Source organism: Prevotella denticola, assembly GCF_900454835.1.
Lineage (GTDB): Bacteria > Bacteroidota > Bacteroidia > Bacteroidales > Bacteroidaceae > Prevotella > Prevotella denticola.
The window spans coordinates 1123451-1148125 of sequence record NZ_UGTM01000002.1; the positions used below are offsets into that span (position 1 = coordinate 1123451).

Consider the following 24675-nt stretch of genomic DNA (forward strand, 5'->3'; position numbering starts at 1 on the left):
CCAGGATTATCTCCCTCTTTGTTTTCCTTTCTTATTCTCAAACTCAAAGAAAGTGATGTAATCTTCGCCCAGAACAAGTCGGGCATTGAATTTCTTTCCTGCCTTGCTGGTCAGCCCTTTAAGGGTAGACGTACGACCGGAGCTTATCAAGTCACGGATGTTATCTTCAGAGAGATGTATGCCGCAGACTTCACGAAACACGTGGAAACCACAGGTTTCATGCCTGCACTTGGCTACCTTGGCATAGATGCCGACACTCTGCTGTCCGCATTTTGGGCAGCGGTAGACAGGATAGAACTTTTGTTCGGGAGTAAGTGAAAGGAGTTCCTCACAGATGGTGACGACGTATGAGTTGATGCCTTGTGAAAACTTATCTGCAGGCATCTTTCCTGCTTCAATAGCGGCAAGTGCCAGTTCCCATGCACCTGTCATCTCCGCGTTGGCAATCTTTTTATCTTTGACAATCTCATAGACTGCCAGGCCTTTCTCGGTAGGTATGATGGCTTTCTTGTCCCTGCGGATATAATCACGGAGGATAAGCGTTTCGATGATGTTGGCTCTTGTGGCAGGTGTGCCAATACCGCACTCTGCCATTGCTTTGCGCTTATCGTCTTCCTTCACTTCCTTGCCAGCATTCTCCATAGCAGAAAGCAGTGTCGCTTCTGTGTAGAGTGGTTTAGGTTTAGTCTTATGCTCGGTGATGTCTGCATTGACAAGTGATAGGACTTCACCTTCTGTTAAGTTCGGCAATGAAGACAAAATATGTTCATCACCATCTTCTTTCTTATCTGCTTCTGTTGCCTTGTCTTTCTGCACGGCTTTCCATCCCAAGGAGATCTGCCTACACGCTTTCCAAGTAAAGGTGTTGGTACCGTCAGTAAACCGCACCTGCATACGCTCTTCCTCGGAATCGGGAGAAAAGGCTTCGACAAAGCGATTGACCACCATTTGATAGATAGTTGTTTCATCTGCCGACAATCCTAAGGGTGTTTCACCTGTCGGTATGATGGCGTGGTGGTCGGTAACTTTGGCATTGTCCACAGAATGGCGGTTAAGTGGATTTGATAGTGTCTTGCCTATCTTGCGTAGCAGAGCGGGTATTTCCTCGAAGACATCCTCGCTGATATATCTGCTGCCTGTGCGTGGATAGGTTGTGATTTTCTTCTCATAGAGGCTTTGGGCTATCGAGAGGGTCTTGTCTGCAGAAAAGCCGTGGCGTCTGTTGGCATCTTTCTGCAAGGCAGTAAGGTCGTACAAGAGTGGTGGCGGTGTACCAGCCACCTTTCTTACGACCGATTCCACTGTAAGCTGGCTCTGACTGCGAAGTGCAGCGAGAGCAGTCTGTGCCGATGCTTCACTCTCATTGTCTTTACAGCCAACGGCTTTCAGCGACAAGCCCTCTTTTTCTGTGTGAACGGATAATTTCCAATAGGGCACGGAAGAAAAATCACGATTCTCTATGTACCGACGGCAGACCATAGCAAGTGTTGGGGTCTGTACCCGTCCCAAAGAATAGCCTCCCTTGCGGGCGATAGACAATGCACGGCTTGCATTGATACCCACCAACCAGTCGGCTTCGCTTCTTGCCTTGGCGGAATGATAGAGATTGTCGTAACAGTTTCCAGGTTTGAGATTGGAAAGTCCTTCACGGATAGCCTTGTCTGTGAGTGAACTTATCCAAAGGCGGTCGAAAGGCTTTCGACAATTTAGATATTGATAGATATAGCGGAAGATGAGCTCACCCTCACGCCCTGCATCGGTGGCAACGATGATGCGGTCTGCCTTGTCAAAGCAGGAGCGTATCACCTTGAGTTGCTTCAATGCTGCTGGATCTGATACATACTCCTTGTCCTTACGCACTTGTCGTACCACTAACTGAAAGGGATTGGGACGAATGGGTAAGTCCTCACGCTTATAAGCGGAAAAACCATAGGATTCGGGCATGGCAAGGGCGATGAGGTGTCCCATTGCCCAAGTAACGACATAGCCGCAGCCTTCCATATATCCGTCCTGCTTGCTCGTTGCTCCTACGATGCGGGCAATATCTCTGGCTACCGAGGGTTTCTCGGCAATAATACAAGTTGTCATAGTGCTGAATGGTTTTAAGGTTACAATCTACGTCCACGGGACTTCTTCTGCTTGTTCTCGTCCTGCTTTTGCTTCTGCTCGGCAGTAGGTTGTGTCTGTCCCGTTTTGAGAGGCTCTTTCACATCCTTGGTGGCTTCATTCGTCTTGCCGTGGTTATTGACAGCTACCTGTGTTTTGTGTTCTTCGGCTACGGTAACCACTTTTTCTTTGCCGGTTTCCTGCTTCTTGTCAGGATTCCACTTGTAAAAACGTGGGCGGTTCTGCTCCTTGTCCATACGAACGTATGCGTTGAAAGGTTGCCCTTGTTTATCCACCATATTCTTTAGATATAGTGTACGACCGCTATCCAAGGCTTCACGCTGTTTATCTGATAACTCTAAGCCGCAAAGCTTATGTGGGATGCCTTGCTGCTGTGTCTGTTTGTGTTCCTGTCGTTCTCTTAAACTCTTGCTGTCGCCAAAGATAAACTCAATGCCCTTTCGCTCGGCATTAACTTGAAGCGTGGCATCAAAGGACTTACCGCTCTTGGCAGTCATACCTTCCACCTTCACGGCTTTGCCTTCCACGAGGTCTTTGTATTGTACATCAGAGAGCGTAACGCCCTTGATTTCCTTGGGAATGTTCACACGGTCGGCACGCAGGGTTATAATTTCGTTGGTCTGCGGGTCGATGGAGACGTAGGCAGAGAAAGGTTCGCCATTCTTGGGTGTTACTTCAATGGTCTTGCCGAGATTACCCGTAGTGAGGAGTTGCTCCTTTTCTTCGGGAGAGAACTTGTAGCCCATATAGGGAAAGTCAAGCTGTGGTTCTTTTCTCAAAGGATGAATTGCCAAACCGATATTGCCATTATCGTCCGTACGGAACGCAAGGCGGGCTTCGGTGTAGATAGTCGTTTCGCCAAAGGGAACGGCAATCGTCAAGAGGTTGGTCTTCTGCCAGTTAAGCATTTTTTCCAACTCTCCACTCTGTTCCAATCTCTCACGGGACAGTCCAAGGTTGTCGAGCATCTTCCAGTCCACTTTCTCGGGGTCGATGGCAGTGGTATTCTTCTTTTGCGGCAGATAATCCTCAAAGGACACTCCAATCTCTGCCAGCTGCTGCTTGCTTTCGAGCTTCTCACGGCTTTGCAGCATGGTGCGCAGGTTATCCACGCCCTGCTCCACATTGTCTGCCAATACTTTGTACAGTCCAAAATGAGTTGGGTTATTAAACTGTTTGAGGAAGTTGGCCATGAAGTTCTTCAGAAGTCCGTCCTTGCTATTGAACTTCAAGAACGCTGCCTGATTGGCAGCGGCAGCCTCTGTGGTCTTGAGGTTTCCCTTGTCGTCAACACCGGACACGACGGACAGCTTGCCCGCTTCCTGCTCATTTTTTACTTCCGTGCGGTCTTCCAAGACCAGCACGTAATTGTCATTGCTGTTTGATTCCATTGCTTGATAATTTTTATGGTGAATACTTTTATCAAGCAGCTAAATTATAGGTATATGAAGAGATATAAAAGTTTTCGGGAAAAGTGGGAAATAAAAGGAATTTATGTGAAATAACCTGTTGTACTTAGTTTACAGGATAACCTCAAAAATCACTTAGCTAGAATATCGTTTCCATAATAAGAATATTCAATTGCTATTCACAAAAAATAAACTGAAAGTCTGCAAACCGTTTATCTATAGGCGATACAGGCATTTTTACTCTATGGGGACTTGTATTTTAGTTCCAAATAGTAAGCATCACAAAAATGCTTGTTCTTATTAGAAAATGACTTATTTTTTGGATTTAAAGTCAAAAAAAGTGGTGTTAAAGACGATTTCTATTACACAGATTGGAAGAAAAAAGTTTTACTGGACGACTTAAAAATCCCCCAATTATCACGCTAGATAAGTGGGGAATATACTTGTTATGTATCGTTCAATTAAGGCATTTTTTAATGATTTCATCACTAATGCCGTTTTCTTTCATTTTCTCTGCAACAGTATGTTTGTAATCAGTCAGATCTTGATAGTGGAATATCATATTCCCTAAATCCTCCAAAGCTTTTTCTATGCGTTTGCGACCAACCTCTGTGTTTAAGTCTATTTCTGCAAATTTAGAGCGATCCCTATGCAGGTTAAGGTAATATATACCACCAATAATCAGTGCAGATATGGCTGAGATGTCTGTATCCTTAAATTTTGTCTCGTAGATATTGACAAGAGGCAAAGTGTGCATTTCACGAAGCATGGCTGTACGAACAGTTGTCTCATTCCCTTCTGCAATTTCCCAACGTAATAGTTCTAACATCACAGATTTTTCTTGAAGTTCCTCCTGCAGATTCTTGAGAATATTGATATACCCTAATTTTGAATCTGTCGGAAATTCAATTCCAGTCAGGACACCCTTAAACCAATAATCGTATCTCTTAACGAATTCATCATAAAACTCGCTAAGATTGTCATATCTGTTATAGAAGACAAGCGGTTCAATCCTGGCTTTCTTAATAAGTTCTGTCACCAGCATTGATGCAAAGCCTTTTTTCTTAATCAGACTTTCTGCTGCCTTGATAATGTCTGCCTGTATGTCGACGTTTGTCCTTCTATATCTTTTGGTTTTGTTTTCTTCTTCTGCCATTTAAAAAGGTATTGATTTTCTGATTTCCACAAGAGCGGTTACCAATTGTTCCAACTGTACTGTTTCATGGGAAGCCAACACGCTGACTCTAAGCCGTGCTTCCTTAGTTCTTACCGCAGGGTATGTGATACCGCTTACAAAGATACATCTTTTTTGCAATTCTCGTGCTATTTCGTATACTTTTTTATTGTCTCTTACCATAATAGGAAATATGGCTGATATGGAGCAGCCTATATCAAAGCCTTCCTCTGTCAGTCGTTTGCGCAGATAATTGACATTAGTCCACAACTTCTTGCGAATCTCTGGTTGTGTCTGTATGAGTTCCAGTGCCTTTAGGGAAGATGCTGCAACCTGTGGAGTCATTGCTGCGGAAAAGACATTACTGTCAGCATAATATCTCAGATACTGAATCAGTTTTTCTGACGCGGCAACAAAACCACCGACACATCCGAAAGACTTACTGAAAGTTCCTGTAATAATATCTACTTGTCCCAAGCAATTATAATATTCGGCTGTTCCTCTGCCGTTTTCTCCCATAACTCCAATGCCGTGAGCGTCATCCATCATAAGAAGACAATTGTGTTTCTTGCAGACCGCAATGTATTGGGGAAGTTTTGATAAATCTCCATTCTGGGAATAGACCCCATCGATGATGACCAATCGAGTCTGATATTTTCCCGTTTCCCGTTCAAGGATCATGTCAAGATAGTCAATGTCGTTGTGTCCTATATGCTTTACATTGGTTCCAATTAAACCACTTGTGGCACTGGTATGGATATACGAATCAATGTAGGCTATGTCATTTTTTCCCAATATAGCACGGAGCAAACCTGCATTGGCACCAAATCCAGATGAGAAGAGAATTGCATCTTCCTGACCAACGAACTTTGCAATGCCTTGTTCCAACTGCTGATGGATGTCTAAATAGCCTCCTATGGCTTGAGCGGCACTTGCCCCTGTACCGTATTTCAGGACGGCATTTATGCCAGCCTCCTTGGTCTCAGTCCTTTGCGACATACCAAGGTAATCATTGGAAATGTATGCGGAAACTTCACCATCATAGCCCTCTATCTGCATTTTTGCTCCAACTCCCGTTTTTGCCATGACCCAATAACTCTTGCAGCCGAACTGCTCCATTTGGTCAATATAGCTTTGGAATTTTTGGCTACGCTCAGTAACATTCTCGTTGGGAGTAATCTCGAAATCTTTTAATGTAATAAATCTTTTTTCCATATAAACAATGTATAGATAGTAAATAATGCTACAAATGTAGCTAAAATACTAAGAAAATACAAATTTTGAAAAAAAAAAAAACTATTTTTCTTGTTTTAAACAATATGTATATGTATATTTGCAGCGTCAAGAAGATAATTTGTCGACAATATTATTGAACAGACATTACAAAGCAATGCCGGAAGCTAAAAGAAGGCACAAAAAAAACATTCTTATGAAGTTGAAATTCAATGAAATCGTAGAACCAAAAGATGTTTTGACAAATAGTCTAAATGACGTCAAAGGTGGTAACAGTGGTTTTTGGAAGGACTTGTTAGACTCCATCGCTGTGTGTTCAACAGGCTGCTCTACTGGAGAGAAAACCGAAAAGAAGAAGTCTGTTTCGTCAGACCAATCTCAATCTACCGTAAAACCTTGAGACTAACAACGATTAAGGGAGGACTCCTTTAGGGAGGACTCCTTTAAAGTATAAAGTTCTATATTCTATGGTAGAAAAATACACAGTTGTCAGATTTTGATAATCTGCTGAAGCTATTATAAGAATTATCTTATAATTATTTCGCTAAAAACAACTCTTATACAAAATCAAGATGACGTGTAAGTCTAAAAAATGGAGCAGAACTACCCCCTTGTCCAAAGTTAGTTTCGCAAAACATTGGCAACGGAAAAGTTTCTGCTCCAATTTCACATAATAACGATACAAATTATGAAATGGTCTCAATTTAATTATCTATTCCATTCTGAAAAGATTGGTTATTGTCTTCATAATACAAGGATGTTGTCCCTAATCAGCTTGGATAAAGAGTCTTATAATGCTCTTTTAGCGTGCGAAAAAGAACCAGATAGAGCTAATGCTCTTGTTGATTCGGAAACATTCGAATATTTGGTAAAAAACAAAATATTAGTTGATGATTTCGAGGATAATAATTACATAAATAAGTTGTCTTTTACGAAAAGGTTTGCTTGTTCTGAGAAAGGAGTCCTTAGTATAGTTTTATGCCCAACATTAGGTTGTAACTTTGCATGTCCTTATTGTTACGAACACAATCTTTCCTCTAAATCAATGCCTGAGGAAATACAAATGAAAGTTATTGATTTCATAAATCAGTATGAGGGAAAGAAAAAAGGAGTAAGTTTAAATTGGCATGGTGGAGAGCCTTTAGTTGCATTTGATACAATAAAGAGTTTTTACACCCTTTTTGATAAGTACTCGAGGCTACCCTTAGAACGTTCTTCTATGGTTTCTAATGGTTATTTATTGAATAGTGAAATATGTAACTACCTAAACCAAAGGAAACTAGATTATTTACAGATAACTATTGATGGTAATGAAGCTACTCACAATAAAACTAGAATTTTAAAGAATGGAAAAGGAACATTTGAACAGATAATTAAAAATATAGATATAGCCTTAGAACTCATGCCAAATTGCACAATTGGAGTGAGAACTAATATTGGTAAAAAAAATAAAGAAGAGTATTCTGAGATATATGATATTCTTTCAAAAAGATGGAAGAACAAAAATGTAAATATATATTATGCATTTATCTTAAACAATTCAACAATTCCACGAATGGAAGGCGGATCTTCTGTAGAGTTAAATACAAGAGAAAAATGCAATTTTATATTGTCTCTTGAGAAAAAAGGAGTTATAACTTATAAATCTCTTTTTCCAAAGATTGATTGTGGAATACGAACATGCACAGATAGTTCTGCTTTTGTAATAGATCCAGAGGGCTTGTTATATAAATGTTGGGCAGATGTTGGAATCAAAAATAGATCTATAGGTACCTTGGAAACAGGATTTAACAACTTTGATATCATTTCAGAATTAGTTCAAGGTAGCGATAAGTTTTCTGATTCCAAATGTTTAAAATGCAAATTTCTACCAGTATGCGATGGAGGATGTAACCTGTATCGGGTTAATTACAAAAAGAGGCTGATACCCTATGATATTTGTCAGTATGATGATGAGGGAATGAAGAATTTTCTTGAAGAATACACCTTAAAGAAAAATAGTGTAATATGAAAAAAATATTAGTAGTATTTTTTATGTTGTTGTTATTATCTGTAAGATTGTCAGCACAAGAGATAAACGGAAGGGTGGTTGACGAGAAAGGTGGACCACTGGCATTTGTAAATGTGGTGCTGCTTTCAAGGCAAGATTCCTCGCTGGTGAAAGGAACGATGACACGTGAGGATGGCTCCTTCACGATAGAGCCCTCTGGCAGTGGAGGTATCGTGAAGTTTTCGTTCATTGGCTATCAGACAGTTTATAGAGATTGCAACGAGCGAGAGATGGGTACCATACGCATGAAGATGGATGCCACGGAGTTGAGCGGTGTTATAGTGAAAGGGAAAAGAACTACAGTAAAAGTAGGATTGAACAAGATAACAGTGGATGTGGCACATTCATATTTGCAATATATGGGCAAGGTGATCGACGTGCTGGGTAGGATTCCAGGTTTGACCTCCGACTTGCAGTTGTTGGAGGGTGGAACGCCCACGTTCGTACTCAACGGAAGACCTGTAGACATGGCGGAGCTGAAAGTTATTCCTGCATCGGAAATAAATAAGATAGTGGTAGACTCCAACCCAACCGTAGAATATAGTGCCAGCAATAATGGAGTTGTGTATATCACCACCAAGTCGGCATTGGGGAACACACTCTCTTCGGAAGTAAGCAATACGTCTGTCTTTGCTAGAGACTATATGAATATAGCGAATGTGACCATCAACGAGAAATATAAGAAGGTGAGCAATATTCTTACGGCAGGGTTCTCGTATGTGAACACAACGCAGATAGACAATACTACCGAAACTGTGTTCCTGCCACAAAAGACTATAGAGAGTGCAAAAGAAAGACATACGCATGGGAATGCCCGGAAGTTCGACTGGTTCTATTCCATGAACTGGGATATCAGCCGACATCAGTTGTTCAGCTTCCAATATACAGGTAATGTAGGTAACACCCATCTCAACGAACCTACTAGGCAGACGATGGATGGAAACGACATGGCTTTCGGTCAAAAGAAACGAGGAACCGACTTTCTGCACAGTGCCAGCGTGAACTACAGGAACGAAATAGACTCCACACGTACTCTATCATTCATTGCCGATTATGCGCTACGCCGCTCCGATGAGACAGGATTGGCTTCCACTGTTCCTGCTGTTGCTACAGAAAGTGAAGGAAAATATCATATCGGTGGTGCACGCCTATCATACAATAGCCACCGCAAGTGGGCCGATGTGTCGATGGGACTTTTCTTCTCGGCCATGAGCAACAAGGGTAACTATGCCTACAATACAGATGCAGAGGCGTACGATGCTCACGAGAGCCTATATGGTGCATACTTGTCACTGTCGAGACAAATTAAGAGCTTTTATCTGCAAGGTGGCTTGAGAATGGAAGCCGACCATCGAAAGCTGGAGACCAACGTATCAGGAGCGTTTGCAGACTCTACAGAATGGAGACTGTTCCCTAATTTGGTAGTTACGAGGAGACTGACTGCTAAGTCATCGGTGGGTCTATCTGTGGGGCAGACCATTGGGCGCCCGTCGTTTGCCAATTTGAATCCCGGGCTTTATTATTATGATGCCATCTCATATAAGGTAGGCAATCCGCAGTTGAAGCCAAATGTTACCACTAACGTGAAACTAAGCTACAACTATGGCGATTTGTTCACCTCGATAGCTTATAATAGAAATCATGATAAAATAGTGGAACTCCCTTTATGGACGGAGACATCAGTTGACAATAAGAATATTAAGTGGATGCCTGTGAACTTCAATAAGGCAGAGAATATTGTGGCTACTGTTATTTATTACTATTCGCTCGGTCCTGTTCGAGGTGATGTAACAGGTTCGTTTACCCAACCTTTTGTCAAGGCAAACTATCTAGGGGAAGAACATTCGTGGAACAAGGCATCCTGGTATATTGATGCGAATGCGCAGTGGGCATTTAATAACCATTCGCTAGTTGTATTTAATGCTTCTTTCGACAGTGGAGGTACAAGCATGTTGTTCGATCATGAGAGTTCGTGGACTGTGAATCTTGCCTACATACTTCGCCTGATGAAGGATAGGCTGAACGTGACAGTTGCTGCTAATGACATATTCCATACTGACAGGTCGAACAACTGGACAATGAAATACAATAATATACGTACAACGATGGATACCAGCGGTGATACCCAACGCCTGATAGTGAAATTGAGTTACAATTTTGGTAAGTTGAAACTCGACAGCAGCAAGAAAATCGCTTCTAAGGAATTCTTAAATAGATTATAACTAATATGGCTTTTCCTTTTTCCTATCAAAAAGATTCTATGCAATGTGGTATTGCTTGCTTGTGTATGATTAGTAAGCATTATGGGAAAACAATACCTATGTTTTTTTTATCCAAGATATGCTTTGTGACCACAGAGGGTGTCTCCCTGAAAGGAATCGGAGAGGCTGCAGAAAATTTGGGTATAAAAACAATCGCGGGAAATATTAAAATTACTAAATTAAGCGATTCACCTCTCCCCTGCATCCTCCACTGGAATCAGAACCATTTTGTGGTGCTGTATAAAGTAAAAAAAGGCAAAATATTCTATGTAGCTGACCCAGCAAAAGGACTTGTAAAATACAATATCGAAGACTTTAAGAAGCATTGGATTAGCACACATTCGAGCGGTGAGGAGAAAGGAATAGCTATGTTCTTAGAGCCCACACCTGCATTTTATGAAAGGCAGATAGACGAGCAGCCAATAGAAGAACGCTCGTTTAAGTTCCTCTTTGGCTACATAAGACAATACCGCAGGTACTTCGGGCAGATTGTCTTAGGGCTATTAGTGGGCTGCCTTTTGCAACTCATTCTGCCTTTCCTCACCCAAGCCATAGTGGATGTGGGCATCAAAAACCAAAACATCGGTTTTATTTGGTTGATACTTCTTGGGCAACTGATTCTTACGGTGAGCCGCACCGCTATTGACTTTATTCGCCGTTGGCTCTTGCTTCACATCTCACTGCGCATTAACATCTCGTTGGTGAGCGACTTCTTTATTAAGCTCTTAAAGCTCTCTATGTCGTTCTTCGATACCAAGTTAATGGGCGACCTCATGCAACGCATAAATGATCATAGTCGCGTAAACATGTTCTTAACACAACAAACGCTCAGCATTGTGTTCTCGCTCTTTACCTTTGTGGTATTCAGCATTGTGCTGTTATTCTATAATTGGCTTGTTTTTGCGATCTTTATGCTCGGCAGTCTGCTCTATGGCGGTTGGCTTGCACTATTTCTTAGGCGCAGAAAGGTACTTGACTATGAACTCTTTGAGCAGCAAGCCATCAACAACAACAAGACTTACGAGTTTATCACCTCCATGCAGGAGATAAAACTACAAGACTGCGAGCAGCGCAGACGCTGGGAATGGGAGGATGTGCAAGCAGACCTATTCGGGGTACAGATGAAGTCGCTGAAGCTGCAGCAAACACAAGAAGCTGGCAGCATCTTTATCAACGAACTGAAAAACATCGTCATCACGGTGGTAGCAGCAACAGCCGTCATTCATGGACAGCTTACACTTGGTATGATGCTTGCCGTACAATACATCATTGGACAACTCAACTCTCCTGTAGAACAGCTGATGGGGTTCTTCTATTCGGTGCAGGACGTAAAGATAAGTCTGGAGCGTATCAATGAAATCCATTGTATGGATGATGAGAACGGAAAGCAGGGATTGGAAACGGCTGTGAAAGAAAGAAATCAAGGTATAGAACTTGAAGCCATAAACTTCAAATACGACCCACACGCACAGAAAACTATCATAGATAATGTAAGTCTCACAATCCCAAAAGGCAAGGTAACAGCCATTGTCGGAGCATCGGGTAGCGGAAAAACCACGCTCATCAAACTTATGCTGGGCTATTATCCTGTGCAGGGTGGACAAATCACCGTTGGTGGAACAGATATAAACACGCTTAATAAAAAGTGGTGGCGCAGACAATGTGGCGTGGTGATGCAGGACGGTATAATATTCTCTGAGTCGATAGCTCGCAATATAGCCGTAGATGATGGGGAGATAGACAAGGAACGATTGCAGAAAGCTGCCGAAATAGCCTGTATTCATGATTATGTAATGGGACTGCCGCTAAAGTACAACACGAAGATTGGGCGCGATGGGGTAGGTTTGAGTCAAGGGCAGAAACAACGTATCTTGATAGCGAGAGCCGTGTATAAGAGCCCCGACTATATCTTCCTTGACGAGGCCACCAACTCTCTTGATGCCAACAATGAACGCATGATTGTGGAACATCTGGACGAGTTCTACAAAGGGAAAACTGTAATTATCGTGGCACATCGATTAAGCACGGTGAAGAATGCTGATCAGATAGTGGTGCTGGATAAAGGCAGGATAGTGGAAATCGGTAACCACGAAGCACTCACAATAAAGCGTGGTATATACTATAATCTCGTGAAGAATCAACTTGAATTAGGCACTTAATCAATAATAGCCAACTAATGGTAAATCATTATTGGCAGGTAATCAACATAATTATTAACATTTAAAAAAGGAAAGAATGAAAAAAAATCTTTTCACGTTCGTAGAACGTAATGATTCCAACAAGCAGTTTGAGAATCATTTGAATGCTGCTGTAATGGCGCAAATCTTCGGAGGTGTCAATCATGCAAATGCTGGCACCGAGTTGGAAGACAAATTGCATTACTGCAACCCATGGTGGAGTTGTGATGCATGGAATTGTGCACCAGATTGCACATGTAAAAATCTAGCATAACTAATAATGAAGAGGGGATTTTCTCTCTAAAGTCCCCTCTTCTTTAAAATTTATTCTATGGATTGGTCTAAATATAATATCGTGTTAGAATCTCCTTATGGAAGATTTATTTACAACACCTACACGAATAATTTGATGAAAATGGACACATCACTTATATCTTGTATAGACAAAGTAAAGGGTGGTGATTTTTCTGATTTATCGGAGAAAGAAATACTGACGCTTAAGAAGAATATGATATTAGTTGATGATGATACTAATATTTATCGTTCTATTAAATTACAACGCTCAATGTCCCGTTTGGATACCAGTTATCTAACATTGACCATAGCACCGACTACAGCATGTAATTTCAAATGCGTGTATTGCTATGAATCGGGTATTACCCCATTGTCTGCAAAAGCTCAGACCAATTTGCTTGAAGATACGATATCATTTGTTAAATTATTCAAGAACACAAAGTATTTGCGCGTTACATGGTATGGTGGAGAACCTTTACTTCAATTTGAGTATATTGAAAAAATGTCACACAGACTATTGGAAATGTTTGACAACTATAACGCCCATATGATAACGAATGCGTATCTATTAGATAAAGCAAAATCCCAGAAATTGAAGGAGTTGAAAATTTCTACTATTCAAGTGACAATTGACGGTTTAGAAGAAGTTCATAATAAACGTAGACCTCATAAACAGAACAATGACAGTTTCCAAAGAATTGTACATAATCTTAACGATTTGTTTTCTATATATCCTGAGGTTTCTATAGGATTTAGAGTTAATGTTGACAAGTCTAATCAATCAGAATATCCTCGTATATACAGTTATCTCAAGGAGAGATACGGAAAATACAGCATCAATATCCATCCGGGGTACGTCACAGATGACTTTTCTGATGAACCAAATAGCTGTTGTTTTGAAGCAGACGAAGTCAATAAGTTTGTGTTAGAACAATATGATACTCATAATATTCCGATTTCATTATATCCTCGCCCTTTGTTTGGAGAATGTAGTGCGCGTCATATTACAAGTTTTGTCATTGGTCCAGAAGGAGAACTTTATAAATGCTGGAATGATATTGGTATCAAGGAAAAAACAATAGGGACAGTTAAAGAAGTATCGTTGTCTCATGAACTGCTATTGAAATATCTATTGGAAAACGATCCTCTGACAGACGTTAATTGTGAGGATTGTTTCTGTTTCCCTATATGCGAAGGAGGCTGTCCATATAAAAGGATTTATCAAAAAGATAACCAAGAAAGTTTTTGCAAGGCAAAAAGAAAAGGTGTCATTGATAAGCTCAAAAGATATATTGATTTTAAGTATAAAGTAATTCAATAGATGAAAACATTATTTGTTATTATTATGTGCTTATGTTTCAACGTATCATATGCACAGGAACCTGACACAACGAAAACATCGGTTCAAACCAAAGAACTTGAAGAAGTGGTTGTCAAAGCATTTTATCTCGCACGTGAGAAAGATCATATCCTTGCGATTCCAACAAAAGAGCAACGTAAACATGCTGTGACTGGTTATGACCTATTGAACAATCTTATGGTCCCAGGAGTATCTGTTGAGCGTTCGACTGGCAGTGTAACAACTCCAGCTGGTGCTGCCACTCTCTACATTGATGGGCGCGAGGCTGATTTCCGGGAGGTGCAGTCATTGAGACCGAAGGATATCTCTCGCGTGGAATATTTTGACGTACCGAACGGTAAATACGCCAAAGACGCATACGCTATAAACATTGTAATGAAACCAATCAACAACGGTGGCTATACCCATCTGGATGCGTCTCAAGGTATAGGGTTTCTTTATGGTAACTATAACCTTATTTCAAAATTTGTCACAGGAACAAAAAGTCTGAATCTTTGGGCAGGATATTCTTTGGAAAATCCCAAATCATCAATGAATGAAAATGAGTTTTTTAAATTTCCTGATTATCAGTTAAACAGGCAACAATATTACAATAATGCTGGAAATAAGGAAACGGGAAAATATGTGCAAGCTTCGATAAGTAACCGAGGAAGAAAATATATATGGATGCTTCGTGGTGGTATGGCATGGGATGATAAAAGAAACAACATCAATGGCGGAAGGATTAACTATTGGCACACAAACACATCCATCAAGAATAGCAGTATTTTAAATATTGACAGTCGAAACAAATCTTATCGTCCGAGTGTTTATTTCTACGGACTGCACACTTTTTCCGATACAAAGTCATTAGATTATGTATTTGATGGATATTATTCTCGGAACGACTATAACCGTTTTTATAATGAGGATGATGAGTCATTTCATTCACTTGTCAAAGAAGATTATTATTACGTCAAAGCGAATGCTAACTATTCAATGGCGTTCAGTCATAGGAACAGATTGGCTTTCAGCTTATTCGAGTTCATGAGAATTAGTGATTCTGAATACACGGGAACTTCGATATATAATCAAAATTTGCATTCTTCGGAAACAATCCTTTTTGCTGACTATTCCCAGCGTTTAGGAAGATTTTTCTTTGATATCAACCCTGGATTATCTTTTCTTACATATAGTTTAAAGGGGATGGAGCCTATTAATCACCTTACGCCAAGACTTCAGACAAGAGCAGCATATAAGATAGATAAAGTACAGCAACTTCAATTTACATTTGCTTTGGGAAATACTTATCCGAGGATTAATACTATTAACAATGTCGAACAACAGATTGATCCTATCATTATTCTTAAAGGTAACCCGGATATGGACAACTCAATTCTTTTAAACCCACGATTAAGTCATACATTGAATCTTAATAAATTCGCTTTACAAACAGGGGTGTCATACTTCTACCAAAATCATTCAATTATTTCGGATTACTACATACGGGACGGACACCTCATCAGCACTTTTAGAGATGATTGTATCTATCATCGCCCCAGTGCTGATATATCTATGACCTATAAACCCTCCGGTTCACTCAATATGAAATTATCCAGTCAATGGATTGAACATTTGGTGCGGGGAGGGACTGAACATCGTAACTTGTCCTCAATCTCAGGATCTGCTATGGTAAACTACTATATTCAGGATTTTTCTTTCAGTGTATCTTTGGCGACACCATCCCGTGATTTAATAGACAGCCAAATTAGTAGGAAGACTTATTGGCAATATCAACTGTCGGCAATGTGGAAACATGGGAATTGGGCTATCGAAGCTAATGCAAACAACTTATTCATGATGAAGAATAATATTGTGGATGAATTGTCAACACCATATTATTCCTTCAAACAAATAAATCAAAGTCGCAGTTACAACCAGTACGCAACATTGAAAATTGTTTATAGTTTTGATTACGGCAAGAAGACATCCAAAACACCTGATTATGAACATAAAAATAGTGAAAGTGCAATCTTAAAATAAATCACAATGAAAAAAGAAACAGGAATAGAATTACGCTCTGAAAAGGTTCGTAGTCTTCTAGGTGAAATACCTTCACCTTTTTTAAGATGGGGAACAGTGATAATAGTTGTCATCATCTTAGTTTTATTATTAGTTATTTGTATCATACCTTATCCTGATTTGAAAAGTGAAAGTATTTTACATTATTTATTGATGTGACTTTCTACCAAAACATGTTAGTTTTTCTGCAATTTTATTCCTCTAAAAAACAATAACATCTTGAAGAATATGTAAGAACTAAATATCACGCATAAAATTAGAGAATTATTCTTTGATAAGGTGTGTCAATGTCGGATCTGCTTTGATACGTTCAATCTCACTCTTCACAAAAGTCTGCACATCTTGTTTGACACATTTATAGTTGGCCTCGATGGTCTCTTTGAGATTGTCGGAGCCATCTTCGTTTACGAAGTTTGTGATTATCGGGATTGGCTGGTAAGCTTTCATTTCTACTGATACCCTGGCACTATCGACAACAATCTCTGCATGGAATATCTTTTGGTCGATACGTTCATCGAAGTTTTCGGATACTGCACCTTCAAACATACCCTGACCCGTTGGCGGAATTAAGGCCGAGTTTACCAAGTCTTTTGAAAAGAATTGCATATATTAAGGATTTTTGCGAAATTCGCATATAAGTTGTGCATACGGATTATTGAACTTAGTGTGTTGGTTATTACTAAGTTACAAAACATCTTTTATATGCAACTTTTCTTGCATATTAATTTATCCTTTAATTTAATTCCGCCAACGAGTTATATAGTAAATAATACAGCAAATATAGTGAAAATACTAAGGAAATACATTTTTTTTGAAAAAAAACTTGTTTTTCTTGTTTTAAACAATATAAATTTATATATTTGTGGCAGAATATCTTATTCAGATAGCTAAAGGAACAATAAGGCTTTAATCGGTCTTGGATGCTAAGATAATAATGCTAAAAATAATAAAAACTTAAAATAAGATTCTATGGTACAGATACTTAAAAAGCTGGTGAAATTAGATGCATATAAATATGCCTATATATTTGTTATAGTTATTTTATTTGCAAGTTATTTTTCTGATGCGAATGCTCAAAAATCCTCGTATCAAAATAATTTGTCGATCAAAGAACAACTGAATAAGATGTTCGTTAAGATTAATCGTAAAATAGTGCCAACTGGTTTTCTTTTGGATTATGCAGAGGAATACGAGCAATTATCTAATTTCAGTCCTAACAAAAATGGGAATATAATACGGAAATGTGATTTGGGTACATATGTTAAATTAGTAGAAACATTACGTTCAGCATATCTTTTTGGCAATCCCTACAAGGGTTATGATAAAGCATATAGTGAAAATATTTCACAACAGAAAGACGGGACTATCGGATTGTGCGTATTATTCTACCAGTATTCACATATTAAAAAGGATGCTTTAAAAGATGGGTATATATCATATACTAATGGTGTGGTTGAATGTTACAGCCCCAAAGCTTATCAAACCCAAATGGTAGGTGCTGGAAGCATAATACAAAATACGTCTAATACAAATGATATAACATTTTACCTTCCTGAAAAGTTAATCCTCGCAAATGTAGGTATAAAAAATGTAGAATTGGATTACGGAAGTGGTTTTATGAGTGTATTGGGATCCAAAATAAAAGCTCACATTAGGAATGGACAGCACAATATAAAAATAAAGATTACTTCCGACGATGGGTATATAGGCATTTATACTACTACATTAAATGTCTGTAACACAATGGACATAAAGAAGAATACTAGGGCTTCAACATTCCTTCAGCCGATAGAAATTGCAGTGCAGGGAGATTCTTATAGAGGAATATCTACAACTGCAAATGTAACGATTATCCCTTCAAGGCTTGGGAACGGGAAAATATCAAAACCATTTATATTTGTTGAAGGGTTTAATCCCCAAACAAGCAATAACGCTCAAAGCGACCAGAGGTCTTTACTTTTTTACTATAGAGCTTGGTCTAAATTTATTACAGATAATGGATATGATTTCGTTTATATTGATTGGTGTACACCTGAAGAATATATTCAAGCGAACGCTTATACATTAATAAAGATAATAGAAACTATAAACAATATGTCTGCTCAAAACAGTGAACCAAGCCTTCTAATAGGCCACAGTATGGGTGGACTTGTAGCTAGATATGCTTTAAAAACAATGGAGAACAAAAACAAGCCACACCATGTGGGGACTTATGTCAGCTATGATGCTCCACATTTAGGAGCTAATGTTCCTATTGGGCTATTGCATGGCTTTTATGGAATAAGAAAATTTCTACAAGAAAAGAATTTGATAGATAAGCTTATTAAAAAGATACCAACTGCAAAGAGTTATTTAGAAATAGGTGAAAAATTGGCATATTCGACAGCTGCTCAACAGATGCTTTGTAATAGTATTGATGCTGCTGGACATTTAAATAACTCTCTACATGTACAATGGCAGGAGGAACTCAGGCAACTTGGCTTTCCTAATGGAGATAAAGGGAAAAACTTCCAAATGCTTGGTATTGCTAATAGCGATTATTCAACATCTAAAGTTCCTAGTTATTATATTAACCTTAATGCCAACGCTGGAACAGAATTAACATCTGATTGGATTTCACCATTGACAGGCCTAGTTATCGGAATTGGGTTGCAAGATGTAATTGCTGGATTGTTAGCATCTCTACCAGGAAGGACCTCGGCTGACTTTCAATTTGAATGCCTACCGGGGAAATCACAAGGACAGAGAGTAAATTATTTCAAACTTGCTTTAAAAAAGGATTTTTTATGGACCATCCCTATTAAGAAAAGTATATTTAAATATGAAGGCTTTAATAGTAGTCCTTTGCTGTATGATATATATCCATCCTCAAAATTCGATTTAAAAAAGATGGATATAGGTGATGGAGGAACAATTCCTTTTCTTGCTGATTATTGGTATTCATGGGGGATAAATATAAATATTCCATTTATCCCCACATCAAGTGCATTGGCATACAACGGTATTTCATTATCTCCTAGCTCTTTTACATTTAATATAGATAATACCCGAACTGCATTTGGTAACAATTTCTATCTTGAAACAAATGACACCTATAAACAACATATGTCTTTCTCTCAGAGTGCACAAAATTGGATATTATCCCACATAAATCAAACTGTTACAGGGCCTATTTTTGGGTATTCTGGAGCAAAGTACACTTTATCTGGAGCGAAAGGAACTGTTGTATGGAGTACGTCGGATGCATCAATTGGAACCATTAATCAAAATGGGATACTTACCGTATCTAAAAATGGTTGTGTATATGTAATTGGTGAAACTAATGGGATGAAGTTTAGCAAATTGGTATATATAGGAGTCCCAACTTATTTGCTTTCTTCCAAACATAAACCAGATGGTTTTGAAATTGAAGCAAAATGCATAGATGAAACCTACAAAGCCAATATTGATAATATAAATTCATCGTTAATATTTAGATGGGGAGTAAAATTTCCAAACAAAGATATACGATGGATTGATACCAATAGCCCATCAGTATTCATACCTATAGAAGACAAAGATGCTGTTGTATTTCTTAAAATTATAGACAGTAATGGAAAAGAATCTCTACTTCAATCTGTAAAGTGTACAGCGACGGATATTTTTTACGCATCAAATAATAGGCTGTTACTTGACGCAGCAAAAAAAATATACAAAGAAGATGGGACTACGTATTCATACAAATACGGCAAGATATACCTTACTAGAGATATTTCTTTGTCTAAAGAATATGAAGGTGACATCTGGACTTCTACGAAAGCTAAAGTATATAGCCCGTTTAATAGTACCTACATAATACCTGTGTCAAGAGGGGAAATGTCTATTAAAGATGTTCTTCCACAAGAAGAATTGGATTATATTACACACAACATGCAGGTTGATCATACATGCCTTTATACGATAGCATTGCTAAACCCGGAGGACAAGTTTATACAAATTATTCCTGTAACTATAAAAATAAAATAATATGTTCAAGCACATTTTAATTTTCTCTACAACATTGCTTATTACGTGTAGCTTGATAGGTTGTTCAAAAGATAAAGATGGAACCATCACTGTGTATGGATATGCTAGCGTTAATGGTGTCGCATATAAAGATTATGTGTCTATATATGATGCTTTCCACCCTGATCTTCCAATAAAGCCAACATTGTTCAATGGTGATAGATTAGGTGTTTATAACGATAGTATTTTTATTTTCCAATTTATGTTTAGAAGTATTCAAAGTCAAACACCATTATGGTTGTTTGGAGCTTTTCGTATCCCTCAAGGTGAAGTCTTTCCAAATTTGGATAAATCTTACCAATTATCAAAGAATTTAATGTACGATAAAGACAGAACTATCTTTGAAGATTTCTTGAAATATATACCAGTTTCTGAAAACAACAATGATAGTAGGGGTATCGCTATTATTATAGATTATAATAAGTTGCCATCAGCAACATCTATAGATGGCACTATTATTTTTAAGAAATTTAATAATAGAACTAAAAAGTTAGACGGTGAGATTTATCTCTATTCCAATGATGAATTCCCTATTTCATATAAGTTAGAGGGACATTTTTCTGATGTTTTATCCTATAACAAAGTACAATTACAATGAAAAAAAGTGTTTTTAGATTTATTCCGTTATTTGCTCTAATGTTTTTCTTTACAGCTTGCCATGACGATATTTACTCAGATATAACTAATGGCGGGAATGGTGTAGAGCATAATAGACAGCCTTTGGACAGTATGGATTTATACAATATCCAAATAGACAAGAGTACTATCCTGACTAATCTTATCCGCAATAATAATGGCAGATATTATCTCGACCTTACAGAACAGGATGCAGAAATTTTAGGTATAAAATCAGAGCTTTACAACAACGCTCTTCGAAATGTTGAGCAAATGAATAACAATAAATAATTTTTACAAATGTTTACAAATCGGTATGTTCAAGTTGTCATGAACTCTTTATTGACAACAGTATTAGCTTTATCTGTGGCATCATGCTCTAATGATGATGCTATACAAACAGAAACAACTCACAGTGAGAAACATGTTGCGTACGTTGCAACATTGAGTACAGAACAGCAAAAGTTGCTACTATCAACAGGAAATCCTTTTGGTAACGTCCAACAAAAGGATGCATGGACAACAACCATTGCATCTACAATTCCAACACGTTGGGGATTGTTTGACGATCCACGTATTTCAGTTTCTACAAGAGCAATTGGCATATATGGATTTTATCCTGCACAATATTGGACAATGCTTAGAGTGAAGTTCCTTAAGCTCCCTGGGAAGATAAAAGATGGGGCTATTCTTGCTATAGCAGAAATGGAAGAACAGACAAATGTACGTTTCTATAACTCTATAGAGGATCCGGAATACTATGAGCCATATCACATAAAACTTCCAAACATTGCTGTCAGAATGGATTCTGGTAGAGAAGGAAGCGGTAACTACGGCTTAGTAGGTGGTGAACAATATATAAATGTCCCAACAACTCTTGAGAATGCAGACGCAAATGAGATAAAGCGATTCTTCTTGCATGCATTCTGTAATGCTGCAGGAATGTTCAATGAACAACAGCGACCAGATCGTGATAATTACGTGAAAATTGATTTTAACAATGTCAAGGACAATTGCAAGTCGGCTTTTGATAAGATAAAGAGCAACTACACTACTATGGGAATGTTTGATATGTTCTCCATTACCCTTGCATCGTCAAAAGATTTCTCAAAGAATGGATTAAATACTATAACTACAAAAACGGGACTTGGTATTGCTATAAATTATACACTTTCTACACAGGATAAGGCTTTCCTGAATTCTCATTATCTACCTTACATAGCAAGAAAAGACAACTATGTTGAATTAGATGATGTGTATGATCCATCAGGCAGACGCCTAACAGAAGAAGAGCGTTTGCAGCTACAGAACCAAATAAATGCCCAAAGAGGACTTTATGGAGTTCCTCCTGCAAATGGTCGTACAGAGTTGGTAGACTGGTAATTAAAATTTGTCTTTATCTGCAAAACATTTGTTAGTTGTCCTCTATGTGTTACCATATTTGTAAGAGGAAATATGTAGTACACCCCCTAATTATGGTCAGTAATTCACATAACGAAATATCAAAATAGTATTTAATATATGTTAGAGGAATTGTCTTTTATTAGATAACATAGCGATGGAGGACAATATTTCTTTCTGTTTATGACAGAGCAAGAGATTCTTTCTCTCTTTAGCTCACGATGGTTGGCTTCGATAGTCTCTTTGAGGTTATCGGAGCCGACTTCGTTTTGGAAAGGCTTGATTTCGGGAATAGATATAGAGACATTTATCTCTGCTGAAGCCTTTTCGAAATCTGCGCCATTCTTATTTGGGCAGATGATAAAACTGTTCTACAGCATATGATAGGATAGTAAATGATGGCATATACAAAAATGTTCTGTATTTATCAGAACTATAATTCTTTTAATAAATATTTTAACCGAGGCTCTTTTTTGATTCGTTCAATCTCAAAATCAACGAGGAAAAGTATATCCTGTTTGATTCTCTTATAATTGGCTTCGATAGCCTCTTTGAGGTTATCGGAGCTATTTTCGTTTCGGAATATATTGATTACAGGGATGGGCTGGTATGCTTTCATTTCGGCAGAAACTTTGGCACTATCCACCACAATCTCAGCGTGGAAAATCTTCTGCTCAATTCGCTCATCAAAGTTGTCGGACACAGCTCCTACAAACATACCTTGGGTAAGGTTGCTAATCTTACTGGCAGGAATCAAACTGTCCAACTGCGTAGATATGGACGTGGACTTATCGTTGCGGTTGATAGTCATTGATTGACGTTGCTGGAGGACTTTGCCAAAGCGTTCCGAGAGCGTTTTGGCTGTTTCTCCAACTACCTGCCCCGAGAACACATTACCAACGGTGTTTTGTATCACCTTGCTTTCTTTGTCTCCATAATCACGGGTTAACTGCGAAAAGTCCTGAAAACCCAGACACACTGCTACTTTATTACTTCGTGCAGTGGCAATCAGATTGTCCAAGCCACGGAAGTAGATTGTCGGTAACTCGTCGATAATAACTGAAGATTTGAGTTGCTTCTTCTTGTTGATGAGTTTTACGATACGGCTGTTGTAGAGTCCGAGTGCTGCTGAATAGATATTCTGGCGGTCTGGATTGTTTCCCACGACGAGGACTTTCGGCTCATTAGGGTTATTGATGTCAAGCGAGAAATCATCGCCTGTCATCACCCAATAAAGTGCAGGAGAAATCATACGTGATAGCGGTATCTTGGCACTGGCGATCTGTCCCTGCAACTGGTCCTGTGCTCCACCCTCCCATGCGTCCATAAAAGGAGAAAGATAATTGGCTAGTTCATCGTAGGAAGTGAGTATCGGAAATATCTGTGCATAGGGTCTGTTCAGAAACTCTATGGCGTGAGGAAAAGTGCAATACTTCCCATTCTCATAGATTTTCAGAAACCAAATGATGGCTGCCAGCAAGATAATCGGTGACTCCACAAAGAAGTCTCCCTGCTTTTGTATCCACGAACGGTTGAGGTTGAGCATGATGGTGTAGGCACTCTCATAGGCATCCGATATATCCGTCATAAATGCTGGATTAATGGGGTTGCAACGATGCGACTTTCTCGGATCATCGAAGTTGATGACATAAAACTGCGGTTTCACCTTATAAGCATCCAAATGCCGAAGCAGATGATTGTAAGCAATCTCGGAAAGGTCGGGAAACTTGTAGTCGTAGATATACATGGCAAAGCCTTTTTCAATCTGCTGCTTGATATAGTTGTTCACAATGGCGTAAGACTTGCCAGAACCCGGAGTTCCGAGCACCATCGAGGCACGAAATGGATTGACCACGTTAATCCAACCTTTGTTCCACTTCTTCTTATAGTAAAAACGTGTAGGCAGATTGACAGAATACTCATTCTCCATCAGTCGGGTTTCCTGCATGAAGCTTTCATTTTCCGTGTTGAACACATCGTCCATCAGGTTGTTTTTGAGTAAACGGCTCATCCATACACCTCCCATCAGCAGACAGATATAGCCCACAGAGAGCGTGAAGATATAAAGCGAGGCTGCACCGACCTTACCGATCGGCAATGCTAAGAGCCACCAGTTGAGGAAGAAAAGCACAAAACCGGAGAAAAGTATTGTCCAAATCTTCGGCCATGTAATTTTCTCTTCCTTCACGCCTTTTGTCCCCAAACAGGACAGTGCAAGGAATACCACACAAAAGAGTTTCGTCCAAAGTATGGACGAGAACAAGCCCGCCGTGTGTTGGAAATTCATCAGAATTCTGTTGACGACGCCGAGTGTAAAATGCCACTCCTGAAATGCCTCGTAGCAGAACCAATAGCAGTTGGTAAGTAGGAATATCACTGATATGCCCCGCATAAAGTCCATCACCTTACCCAATGCCCTTAAATCATCTTCTTGTGCCATAATCGTATTGCTTTTATATTTGTTGTATT

General features: G+C 39.0%; 17 protein-coding genes and 1 pseudogene. 12 read left to right on the forward strand and 6 right to left on the reverse strand.

The annotated features are described in order from the left end of the window. Positions 1-6: 6 nt before the first annotated feature. From topB to DYH27_RS12820, 4 genes are all read right to left on the reverse strand, one after another. The gene (gene topB / locus DYH27_RS12805; RefSeq protein ID WP_115338024.1) at positions 7-2088 is read right to left on the reverse strand and encodes a type IA DNA topoisomerase; all 2082 of its coding nucleotides are present in this window, start codon (positions 2086-2088) and stop codon (positions 7-9) included. Positions 2089-2108: 20 nt separating this feature from the next. Next, positions 2109-3518, reverse strand: coding sequence for a DUF4099 domain-containing protein (locus tag DYH27_RS12810; RefSeq protein ID WP_025068470.1), 1410 nt, complete (start codon positions 3516-3518; stop codon positions 2109-2111). 475 nt (positions 3519-3993) lie between these two features. Beyond that, complete coding sequence (locus DYH27_RS12815) at positions 3994-4692, reverse strand: TetR/AcrR family transcriptional regulator (protein WP_004352624.1); 699 nt, start codon at positions 4690-4692, stop codon at positions 3994-3996. After that, positions 4693-5925: an aminotransferase class I/II-fold pyridoxal phosphate-dependent enzyme gene (locus tag DYH27_RS12820; RefSeq protein WP_004352629.1), complete on the reverse strand. Its 1233-nt coding sequence runs from the start codon at positions 5923-5925 to the stop codon at positions 4693-4695. Between the two features lie 214 nt (positions 5926-6139). On the opposite strand from DYH27_RS12820, the gene DYH27_RS12825 reads away from it, so the two are divergent. From DYH27_RS12825 to DYH27_RS13330, 8 genes are all read left to right on the forward strand, one after another. Beyond that, positions 6140-6343, forward strand: a complete 204-nt coding sequence (locus DYH27_RS12825; RefSeq protein ID WP_004364404.1) for a hypothetical protein — start codon at positions 6140-6142, stop codon at positions 6341-6343. Between the two features lie 375 nt (positions 6344-6718). Further along, complete coding sequence (locus DYH27_RS12830; protein WP_238987994.1) at positions 6719-7954, forward strand: radical SAM/SPASM domain-containing protein; 1236 nt, start codon at positions 6719-6721, stop codon at positions 7952-7954. After that, positions 7951-10215 (forward strand): outer membrane beta-barrel family protein, encoded by a 2265-nt coding sequence (locus tag DYH27_RS12835; protein ID WP_115338025.1) that lies wholly within the window; start codon positions 7951-7953, stop codon positions 10213-10215. The genes DYH27_RS12830 and DYH27_RS12835 overlap by 4 nt, the downstream gene beginning before the upstream one ends. 5 nt (positions 10216-10220) lie before the next feature. Further along, positions 10221-12413: a peptidase domain-containing ABC transporter gene (locus DYH27_RS12840; RefSeq protein ID WP_004352635.1), complete on the forward strand. Its 2193-nt coding sequence runs from the start codon at positions 10221-10223 to the stop codon at positions 12411-12413. Between the two features lie 76 nt (positions 12414-12489). Next, positions 12490-12705: a hypothetical protein gene (locus DYH27_RS13325; RefSeq protein ID WP_004364402.1), complete on the forward strand. Its 216-nt coding sequence runs from the start codon at positions 12490-12492 to the stop codon at positions 12703-12705. Between the two features lie 57 nt (positions 12706-12762). Continuing rightward, positions 12763-14046 carry a radical SAM/SPASM domain-containing protein gene (locus tag DYH27_RS12845; protein ID WP_025068367.1) on the forward strand — a complete coding sequence of 428 codons (1284 nt, stop codon included), beginning with the start codon at positions 12763-12765 and terminating at the stop codon, positions 14044-14046. Further along, a complete protein-coding gene (locus DYH27_RS12850) occupies positions 14047-16107 on the forward strand; it encodes a TonB-dependent receptor plug domain-containing protein (protein ID WP_004352625.1) in 2061 nt (686 codons plus the stop codon). Between the two features lie 6 nt (positions 16108-16113). Beyond that, positions 16114-16305, forward strand: a complete 192-nt coding sequence (locus DYH27_RS13330; protein ID WP_004364400.1) for a hypothetical protein — start codon at positions 16114-16116, stop codon at positions 16303-16305. 105 nt (positions 16306-16410) lie between these two features. On the opposite strand, the pseudogene DYH27_RS12855 reads toward DYH27_RS13330, so the two are convergent. Beyond that, a pseudogene (locus DYH27_RS12855) lies at positions 16411-16704 on the reverse strand (conjugal transfer protein TraG); the annotation flags it as partial. Between the two features lie 411 nt (positions 16705-17115). Between DYH27_RS12855 and DYH27_RS12865 the strand changes: the two are divergent. Genes DYH27_RS12865 through DYH27_RS12880 form a run of 4 tightly spaced genes read left to right on the forward strand, consistent with a single transcriptional unit; the run spans position 17116 to position 22188 of the window. Further along, positions 17116-20151, forward strand: coding sequence for an esterase/lipase family protein (locus DYH27_RS12865; protein ID WP_115338027.1), 3036 nt, complete (start codon positions 17116-17118; stop codon positions 20149-20151). A gap of 1 nt (position 20152) precedes the next feature. Continuing rightward, positions 20153-20788: a hypothetical protein gene (locus DYH27_RS12870; RefSeq protein ID WP_004364917.1), complete on the forward strand. Its 636-nt coding sequence runs from the start codon at positions 20153-20155 to the stop codon at positions 20786-20788. Continuing rightward, on the forward strand, positions 20785-21096 hold the full coding sequence (locus DYH27_RS12875; protein WP_004364918.1) for a hypothetical protein: 312 nt from the start codon (positions 20785-20787) through the stop codon (positions 21094-21096). Before DYH27_RS12870 ends, DYH27_RS12875 begins: the two co-directional genes overlap by 4 nt. A 51-nt stretch (positions 21097-21147) precedes the next feature. After that, a complete protein-coding gene (locus DYH27_RS12880; RefSeq protein WP_244595189.1) occupies positions 21148-22188 on the forward strand; it encodes a M12 family metallopeptidase in 1041 nt (346 codons plus the stop codon). A 451-nt stretch (positions 22189-22639) separates the two neighbouring features. Here the strand turns inward: DYH27_RS12880 and mobC are convergent, their stop codons facing one another. Continuing rightward, entirely contained in the window at positions 22640-24646 is a 2007-nt protein-coding gene (gene mobC, locus DYH27_RS12890) for a conjugal transfer protein MobC (RefSeq protein ID WP_004364920.1), read from the reverse strand. Positions 24647-24675: the final 29 nt, after the last annotated feature.

Coding starts and splice junctions, on each gene's coding strand:
- topB (WP_115338024.1), bottom strand. CDS start 2,088: ATGACAACTTGTATTATTGCCGAGAAACCCTCGGTAGCCAGAGATATT.
- DYH27_RS12810 (WP_025068470.1), bottom strand. CDS start 3,518: ATGGAATCAAACAGCAATGACAATTACGTGCTGGTCTTGGAAGACCGC.
- DYH27_RS12815 (WP_004352624.1), bottom strand. CDS start 4,692: ATGGCAGAAGAAGAAAACAAAACCAAAAGATATAGAAGGACAAACGTC.
- DYH27_RS12820 (WP_004352629.1), bottom strand. CDS start 5,925: ATGGAAAAAAGATTTATTACATTAAAAGATTTCGAGATTACTCCCAAC.
- DYH27_RS12825 (WP_004364404.1), top strand. CDS start 6,140: ATGAAGTTGAAATTCAATGAAATCGTAGAACCAAAAGATGTTTTGACA.
- DYH27_RS12835 (WP_115338025.1), top strand. CDS start 7,951: ATGAAAAAAATATTAGTAGTATTTTTTATGTTGTTGTTATTATCTGTA.
- DYH27_RS12840 (WP_004352635.1), top strand. CDS start 10,221: ATGGCTTTTCCTTTTTCCTATCAAAAAGATTCTATGCAATGTGGTATT.
- DYH27_RS13325 (WP_004364402.1), top strand. CDS start 12,490: ATGAAAAAAAATCTTTTCACGTTCGTAGAACGTAATGATTCCAACAAG.
- DYH27_RS12845 (WP_025068367.1), top strand. CDS start 12,763: ATGGATTGGTCTAAATATAATATCGTGTTAGAATCTCCTTATGGAAGA.
- DYH27_RS12850 (WP_004352625.1), top strand. CDS start 14,047: ATGAAAACATTATTTGTTATTATTATGTGCTTATGTTTCAACGTATCA.
- DYH27_RS13330 (WP_004364400.1), top strand. CDS start 16,114: ATGAAAAAAGAAACAGGAATAGAATTACGCTCTGAAAAGGTTCGTAGT.
- DYH27_RS12865 (WP_115338027.1), top strand. CDS start 17,116: ATGGTACAGATACTTAAAAAGCTGGTGAAATTAGATGCATATAAATAT.
- DYH27_RS12870 (WP_004364917.1), top strand. CDS start 20,153: ATGTTCAAGCACATTTTAATTTTCTCTACAACATTGCTTATTACGTGT.
- DYH27_RS12875 (WP_004364918.1), top strand. CDS start 20,785: ATGAAAAAAAGTGTTTTTAGATTTATTCCGTTATTTGCTCTAATGTTT.
- mobC (WP_004364920.1), bottom strand. CDS start 24,646: ATGGCACAAGAAGATGATTTAAGGGCATTGGGTAAGGTGATGGACTTT.